Origin of the sequence: Elstera sp. (assembly GCF_044372965.1) — a bacterium.
Taxonomy (GTDB): Bacteria; Pseudomonadota; Alphaproteobacteria; order Elsterales; family Elsteraceae; genus Elstera.
This window is the reverse complement of the sequence record NZ_JBILQX010000006.1, coordinates 45,791-52,379: the sequence shown is the minus strand read 5'-3', so window position 1 is coordinate 52,379 and position 6,589 is coordinate 45,791. Positions and strand designations below refer to the sequence as shown.

9 protein-coding genes are annotated in these 6,589 nt (G+C 60.6%); 7 read left to right on the top strand and 2 right to left on the bottom strand.

Features of this window, described 5'->3' with window-relative positions:
• Positions 1-269 precede the first annotated feature (269 nt).
• From ACIQ36_RS02025 to ACIQ36_RS02005, 5 genes are read left to right on the top strand one after another with little or no spacing between them, the layout of a single operon-like run.
• Complete coding sequence (locus ACIQ36_RS02025) at positions 270-833, top strand: phage tail protein (RefSeq protein WP_395825071.1); 564 nt, start codon at positions 270-272, stop codon at positions 831-833.
• 30 nt (positions 834-863) lie between these two features.
• Positions 864-1,403, top strand: coding sequence for a phage tail protein (locus tag ACIQ36_RS02020; RefSeq protein WP_395825068.1), 540 nt, complete (start codon positions 864-866; stop codon positions 1,401-1,403).
• A 21-nt stretch (positions 1,404-1,424) separates the two neighbouring features.
• Positions 1,425-2,027: a phage tail protein gene (locus ACIQ36_RS02015; RefSeq protein WP_395825065.1), complete on the top strand. Its 603-nt coding sequence runs from the start codon at positions 1,425-1,427 to the stop codon at positions 2,025-2,027.
• A complete protein-coding gene (locus ACIQ36_RS02010) occupies positions 2,028-2,591 on the top strand; it encodes a GNAT family N-acetyltransferase (protein WP_395825062.1) in 564 nt (187 codons plus the stop codon).
• A 34-nt stretch (positions 2,592-2,625) separates the two neighbouring features.
• The gene (locus tag ACIQ36_RS02005; RefSeq protein ID WP_395825059.1) at positions 2,626-3,087 is read left to right on the top strand and encodes a lasso peptide biosynthesis B2 protein; all 462 of its coding nucleotides are present in this window, start codon (positions 2,626-2,628) and stop codon (positions 3,085-3,087) included.
• Here the strand turns inward: ACIQ36_RS02005 and ACIQ36_RS02000 are convergent.
• Complete coding sequence (locus ACIQ36_RS02000) at positions 3,068-3,784, bottom strand: cyclic nucleotide-binding domain-containing protein (protein ID WP_395825057.1); 717 nt, start codon at positions 3,782-3,784, stop codon at positions 3,068-3,070. The genes ACIQ36_RS02005 and ACIQ36_RS02000 overlap by 20 nt on opposite strands.
• A 190-nt stretch (positions 3,785-3,974) precedes the next feature.
• Here ACIQ36_RS02000 and ACIQ36_RS01995 point away from each other — a divergent pair, with 190 nt between their 5' ends.
• Together ACIQ36_RS01995 and hemN are read left to right on the top strand one after the other, a co-directional pair.
• A complete protein-coding gene (locus ACIQ36_RS01995; RefSeq protein ID WP_395825054.1) occupies positions 3,975-4,436 on the top strand; it encodes a hypothetical protein in 462 nt (153 codons plus the stop codon).
• Positions 4,412-5,797 carry an oxygen-independent coproporphyrinogen III oxidase gene (gene hemN / locus ACIQ36_RS01990; protein ID WP_395825051.1) on the top strand — a complete coding sequence of 462 codons (1,386 nt, stop codon included), beginning with the start codon at positions 4,412-4,414 and terminating at the stop codon, positions 5,795-5,797. Before ACIQ36_RS01995 ends, hemN begins: the two co-directional genes overlap by 25 nt.
• Here the strand turns inward: hemN and ACIQ36_RS01985 are convergent.
• The gene (locus ACIQ36_RS01985; RefSeq protein WP_395825048.1) at positions 5,794-6,573 is read right to left on the bottom strand and encodes a sulfite exporter TauE/SafE family protein; all 780 of its coding nucleotides are present in this window, start codon (positions 6,571-6,573) and stop codon (positions 5,794-5,796) included. The genes hemN and ACIQ36_RS01985 overlap by 4 nt on opposite strands.
• Between the last annotated feature and the right edge of the window lie 16 nt (positions 6,574-6,589).

Below are 6,589 nucleotides of genomic sequence, written 5' to 3'. Positions count from 1 at the left end.
CGTCCATCCTCTCACTTTACTGCAATCTCCCGCGCTGAGCAAGAGCACGCTCTGATTGCGCCGGGGGCCTTGCCGGGATCGGAAAACCGCCGAATTAGTTTAGAATAAGTATGATTCGCAAGAATGCAGCATATTGTTATATTTTTTTCAATGCATTTTATTTTTAAATTGAAACACTTCCCGTGTGACTCCCGGCCAGCGCTATGGTGTTTTAAGGGCACGGCACGATCCAGATCACCTTGAAAGCGTGCTAAGCGGAGGAGGGTGCAATGACAGATAATTTTTTGGGTGAACTTAGAGTTTTTGCGTTCGGGCGCGTCCCGAAGGGCTGGTTACCGTGCAATGGCCAGATTCTGACGATTCGGGAGTATCAGGCCCTGTTTGCCTTGCTCAACAATACCTATGGCGGCGACGGCAAGGTTAATTTCGCTCTGCCCGATTTGCGCGGGCGGGTTGCCGTTGGTACCGGCCAATCGAGCGCCGGGCCAACCAATTATCAACTAGGGAAAACCGGCGGCACGGAAACGGTAACGCTGACGGCGGCGCAAACCCCGCCGCATAATCACGCCATCGTCGCCTCGCAATCGACGGTAACAACGTCACCCAATCCCAAAGATAATTACATCGGGGTTGCGACTGGAAACGCAGCGGCTCCGCAACCGTTCAATCTTTATGCCCCCAGTCCATCAACCCCGACCGACCCAAATTGGGTGCCGCTGCATACCTCGACCATTTCCCAGGTTGGCGGCAATGGGGCGCACGAAAATCGGCAACCGATTCTGGCGCTGCAAATCTGTATCGCCACCCAAGGAATCTGGCCGCCGCGCAATTAAATTTGGCACCCTTACCGACAGGAGGACCCTATGGCAGAATATTATGTGGGCGAAATTCGCTTGTTCGCCTTTAATCAATACGCACCGGCAAATTTTTTGCCCTGCGACGGTCGCGCCTTGAGTATCTCCGAATACCAGGCACTTTTCGCCCTGATTGGAACGACTTATGGGGGCGATGGTGTGAGAGACTTTAAACTTCCCGACTTGCGCGGCCGCAGCCCGGTGAATTTCGGGCCACTGACGGGTGGCACCAATTATGCGCTCGCCCAGACCGCAGGGGCTGAGCAGGTGACACTGACCTCGGCAACCGTCCCGGCCCATAATCACACGATCTCGGTGACCAAAGCCGATGCGACGGCCATGATCCCGGCCGCGAGCAACGCGCCTGCAAACGTGGGTACGAATCTCTATTACTGCAACGAATCCCAAGCGGGCACCGTGTTTCAAACGGCACCGCAAACCGTTGCATCCGCTGGTGGCGGAAATCAGCCGCATACGAACATTCAGCCCAGTCTGGTGCTATCGTATGCGATTGCCGTCAATGGTCTTTTTCCAGAACTCACCAACTAATCGCATTGTCGGGAGGCCGTTATGGCAGACGCTTTTATTGGCGAAATTCGCATGTTTCCGTTCGGTTATGCGCCGTATGGTTGGCTTGCTTGCAATGGGCAGCGGGTGGCTTTGCGAGATTATCAGGCCTTATATACCTTAGTGGCGAGCCGGTTCGGGGGCGACAACCAGACCTACTTCAACCTTCCCAATCTGAATGGGCGTATTCCCGTCGATGCGGGAACCTCGCCGACAACGGGGACGCAGTATGTTTTTGCCCAAACTATTGGGCAGGAGACGGTAGCACTGAACGCCGCTCAGGCCCCCAGCCACACGCATACTTTTTCGGCGAAGATTTCGAGCGCACAGACAACAGGCATGACGGCTGCCGCAACGGCGACGGGGACGGCCCCGAATCTGGTCGGCACGTCGCTGCTAAGCCGGGGTCTTACGACTGCGGTAAAACCGATCAACGCTTACGACGTGCCCCCCTCGACGAACGAAACCCAGCTTGGGGTTAAGGTTTCGGTGGCTTATGGCAACGCACAGGGGGGCGCGGACCCTCACCCGAACGTTCAGCCCTATCTCGTCATGGCCTATTACATCTGTAGCGATGGCGAATACCCGGTCAACCCCAATAATTAGGTGACTCACCCGCAGGGGCTGACGGGGCTTTGGCTTGCCCTGTCAGCCGACTGGCAGGCACGCGGGATTGGGCTTCGGCTGCGGCAGCCCGAGGATTTACCCTTTCTGCGCGACCTCTACCGTAGCACGCGGGCGGAAGAAGTAGCGGCGGCGGGGTTCGATGCCTTTGCGGCTGCCGTTTTTCTGAACAGCCAGTTCGATCTTCAATGCCGCCATTTCGATGCCCACTATGTTTTGGGCGGGCAGCGGCTCGTCATAACGGCCCAGGATCAACTCATCGGTCGGGTAGAGCTTTGGGCGTCGGAGCCGGAGGGGCTCGCGGATCTGCGGATTGTCGATATCAGTCTGCTGCCCGACTGGCGGGGGAAGGGGCTGGGAGCGGCCCTTATGGCGGCGGTCCAGCAGTCTGCTGCCGCGCAAGGGCGAAGCGTTAGCCTGCACGTGGATAAATTCAACCGCGCCTATCGGCTCTACACCCGTTTGGGGTTTCGTAAAGCTGGCGATACCGGCGCATCCTGGCGGATGGAATGGCGGGCGGGGAAACTCCGGAAATCACGCCGATAATGCCGGGGCGCGGCGGTTCGGTTAAACTCGGCCTATGAAGGAACGATCCGCAAAGATAACCCTCTGGAAACATCGCGGGCGGGTGGCCGAGGCCATGGTGTTGCTCGCCTTTGCCTGGATTGCGCTGCATGCGCTGCCCTTCAGGGTCGTCGCGCCGCTTCTCGGCCAAGTGCGCCCGCCCGAGGATGGGCTTGGGCCGATCGAGACTCCCCGCGAGAAGAGTGCCGCCCTCGCGGTGCGCCGCGCGCTTAGTGCCGCGAGGCGTCGCTTGCCCTGGCGCAATTCCTGCCTCGTCCAAACACTCGCGGGGCGCTTGATGCTGGGACGCCGGGGGGTGCCGAGCCTTGCGCGCATCGGGGTTGCGAGCCGCCCCGACTTGGACCCTGCGCACGCTTGGTTAATCGCAGCGGGGGTCGACGTCACCGGGGGCTCGCAAGCGCCGAATTATGCGCCCATTTCCGATTTTGTAGCGAAAGCTAAGCCCCGCCCTCGGTGATCGCCCGCAAGCCTTCGGGGTCGAGCAAGAGGGCTTGGCTGGTGGTTTCCAGCCGGATCATTTTCAAATTGCGCAGTTGCGTGAAGGCGCGGCTGACGGTTTCGGTTGTCAGCCCAAGGTAATCGGCTATATCCGTCCGGCTCATCGGTAGGGCCACCGGATTGCTGGTGTGCCCGAGCCGCTTTGCCCGGTCCGACAGCATCAGGAGAAACGAGGCCAACCGTTCCTTCGCCGTTTTGCGCCCGAGCAGCAGCATCAGGTCTTGCGCTACCGCAAGTTCGGTGGCCGCAAGCCCAAGCAAGCGCTTTTCCATCATCGGGTAGCGCTCGAACAGTTCTTCGAGCTTTTTGCGCGGGAAACGGCACAGGCGCACCGGGGTTACGGCTTCGGCGCTATAGGCGTAGGATTGGCGCACGGCAAGGCCAAGAAAATCACCCGCCATCAGAAACCCAATAATCTGCCGCCGCCCATCGGGCAGCAGCTTATAGATTTTCACCGTACCGGCGGTGACATTGAACATATGCAGCGCAGGCTCGCCCTCATCGACAATCGCACCGTGCGGCTCAACGTGTAGATCGGTGATCGAGCGCTCTAAAACCATCAAATCAGCATCGGGTACGCCCGCGCACATGCTGAGCGGGCGTGCGCTACACTCAGAACACAGACGGCTTTCATCCTCCGGGCAATTTTGGGCCACCGGAACGGATGCTCCCTGAGAAGGCGAAAAGGATGTCGTCAAAAAAACTGTCCCGATTGGCCGCTGTCGAACTATGGCTGAATTATGCGCTTCGTCGCGGGCAATGTCATCTTCTTCGATTGATTCAGATCAATGACGCCTCGTGGCGCGCGGGGGTAGGACGAAAGCCTGCCCAATTGCGGAATGACGGATGCGCTTCCACATCATATCGCGCTTGACCCCGAGAGAGGTCGATCAAGCCTTCGCGCTGATCCAGCTTGAAGCGCCGGAGCTATCGCTTGCGGCGTGGCGGCAGTTCGCGCGGGCGGCGGAGCCCCGCAAAACCCAGTCAACCAAACCTGCCGGGGCGGGCCTCGTCGCGGTGAAAGATACGCGCGGCTATGTGGCGGGCCTCTGCGCCTATCGCCGCACGCGCTCGTTTCGGCATGGCACGGCGCTGACGGTAGATTGCTTCGTTGCGCTCGACTTTCTGCATACGCAAGGCGCGGCCGATCATCTGCTGCGCCATTTGGAAGAAACGGCGGCGGTTCTCGACTGTACCGCCATCGAAATTGCGCTGGCCCGCCAAGATACGCGGCTGATCGATCAGTTCCGCTCGGCAGGCCATGCCTTGGAAGGAGTTCTTCTATGCAAAACCCTGCCCGCGTGCTGACGCCTACCGTGCCGCTCACCCCCGATCAAATCGCCCGGTTCGAAGGCCGGGTGCCGCGCTACACCAGCTACCCAACTGCGCCGCATTTCACGCCAAATGTGACGGCTACCACCTACGGCGGGTGGTTGGAGGCGTTGCCGGAGGGGCAGCCGGTGTCGCTCTATTTGCATATTCCGTTTTGTCAGCAGCTCTGCTGGTACTGTGGCTGTCATACGCAAATCGTGAGCCACGATGCGCCGATCCGCGCCTATGTGGACCTGCTGCTGCGCGAGATCGATTTGGTGGCGGAGCGCCTAGGGCGATTGGTGCCGGTCCACGAAATCCATTTCGGCGGCGGCTCTCCCTCAATGCTGCCGATAGACCTTCTGGAAACGGTGATGGCGCGGTTGCATGCCCGCTTCACTCTAACCAGTGTTAGCGAAATCGCGATGGAGATTGATCCGCGTGGCGTGCGGCAGGAGCAAATTAAAGGCTATGCCGGGCTGGGCCTTACGCGCGCCAGTATCGGCGTGCAGGATTTCGATGCCGAGGTGCAAACCCTCATCAATCGCCGTCAGAGCTTTACCGAAACGGCGGATGTGGTCGATGGGTTGCGGGCGGCGGGGATCGCCTCGATCAATCTGGATCTCATCTACGGCCTACCTGCGCAAACCCAAGCGACAATCCGGCAAACCGTCGATCTCAGCCTGTCGCTGGTGCCCGATCGAATCGCTCTGTTCGGCTACGCCCATGTGCCGTGGATGAAGCGCCATCAAGCGATCATTCCTACCGCAACATTGCCGCCGCCCGATGAACGCTACGCCCTCTATCAGAATGCCTCCGATCAAATTGCCGCAGCGGGGTACGAGCGCATTGGGCTTGATCATTTCGCGCGCCCCTCGGACGGGATGGCCCGGATGCTGCGCCAGGGAACCTTGCGGCGGAATTTTCAAGGCTATACGACCGATGGGGCCGAAACCCTGATTGGCTTGGGCACCTCGTCGATCAGCGCGCTGCCGCAGGGCTATCTTCAGAATGTTTTGTCCGTGCCGGACTATCGCGCCGCCGTGATGGAAAATCGCCTGCCGGTCGCCCGGGGGATCGCGCTGACCGCCGACGATAAGCTGCGCCGGGCCGTCATCGAGCGCTTAATGTGCGATTTAACGGTCGATTTGGCGGCGGTCGCCTCCGAGTTTGGTTCCGACGAGACTTTTTTCACGGAACGGCTCGCGCTGGCCGATCTCACGCACGATGGGCTTGTCGCGGTGAACGGGTCGGTCGTCACGGTGCGCGAGGCGGCGCGGCCTTTGGTGCGCTCTGTCGCGGCAGTGTTCGATACCTATCTGTCCGAAGGCGCGGGGCGATATTCGCAGGCGGTTTAAAGCACGGCCTTCCAGGCCAGCGCCGATAACAGAACCGCGTTGAGGCCCAACAGCACCGGCGCGGCTTTCTGTCCAAACGCTTGCCAGCGCCGCCCGGCGAGATGACCGAGCAGGCCGAGGGCGACCAGTGTCGGCACGGTCCCGAGGCCGAAGCAGGCGAGGGCAAGGGCTCCGGCCAGCGGTTTTCCCGTCGCGGCGGCGACCGTAAGGGCGGCATAGACCAGCCCGCAGGGTAAGAACCCGAGGATCATGCCCAGCCCATACCCGCGCCAACCTAAGGGGCGATCAAAGAAACGGCGGAGCGGGCCGATCAAACGTTGGGTGAACGGGACGGCACCCGAGGCTGCTCGACCGTTGCTCGCAAACAACGGCCCCCCAACGGTCCGTAAAGCAAGCATCCCGAGCATCATTGCGGCGGCCAGCAGAAGCGCCGCCACCGCCCAGCGGAACAGCGGCGTTTCAGCAAAGGCGGCTCCGATCCCCCCCGCAATAAGCCCGAGCAGCGCATAGGTGGTGATGCGGCCCAAGTGATAAAGCGGCAGGGCGGATTGGGCGAGGCGGGCGCGCTCGCAGAGAGGGCCGGGGGGCGCGAGCGCCATCCGCCGCCCGACCTGGGCCATCACAAAGCCGCCGCACATCGGCCCACAGTGCAATAAACTTCCGGTTGCACCCGCGAGCAGGAGCCCGGTGTAGAGCCCCGTCGCCCCAAGACCGCTCGTCCATTCCGGTGTGCAGAGGCTGGCTAACGTTATCAGGTCGGTATGGACGAACGACATTTTTAAGGAATCCTAC

Coding starts and splice junctions, on each gene's coding strand:
- ACIQ36_RS02005 (WP_395825059.1), top strand. CDS start 2,626: ATGAAGGAACGATCCGCAAAGATAACCCTCTGGAAACATCGCGGGCGG.
- ACIQ36_RS02020 (WP_395825068.1), top strand. CDS start 864: ATGGCAGAATATTATGTGGGCGAAATTCGCTTGTTCGCCTTTAATCAA.
- ACIQ36_RS01995 (WP_395825054.1), top strand. CDS start 3,975: ATGCGCTTCCACATCATATCGCGCTTGACCCCGAGAGAGGTCGATCAA.
- ACIQ36_RS02025 (WP_395825071.1), top strand. CDS start 270: ATGACAGATAATTTTTTGGGTGAACTTAGAGTTTTTGCGTTCGGGCGC.
- ACIQ36_RS01985 (WP_395825048.1), bottom strand. CDS start 6,573: ATGTCGTTCGTCCATACCGACCTGATAACGTTAGCCAGCCTCTGCACA.
- ACIQ36_RS02015 (WP_395825065.1), top strand. CDS start 1,425: ATGGCAGACGCTTTTATTGGCGAAATTCGCATGTTTCCGTTCGGTTAT.
- hemN (WP_395825051.1), top strand. CDS start 4,412: ATGCAAAACCCTGCCCGCGTGCTGACGCCTACCGTGCCGCTCACCCCC.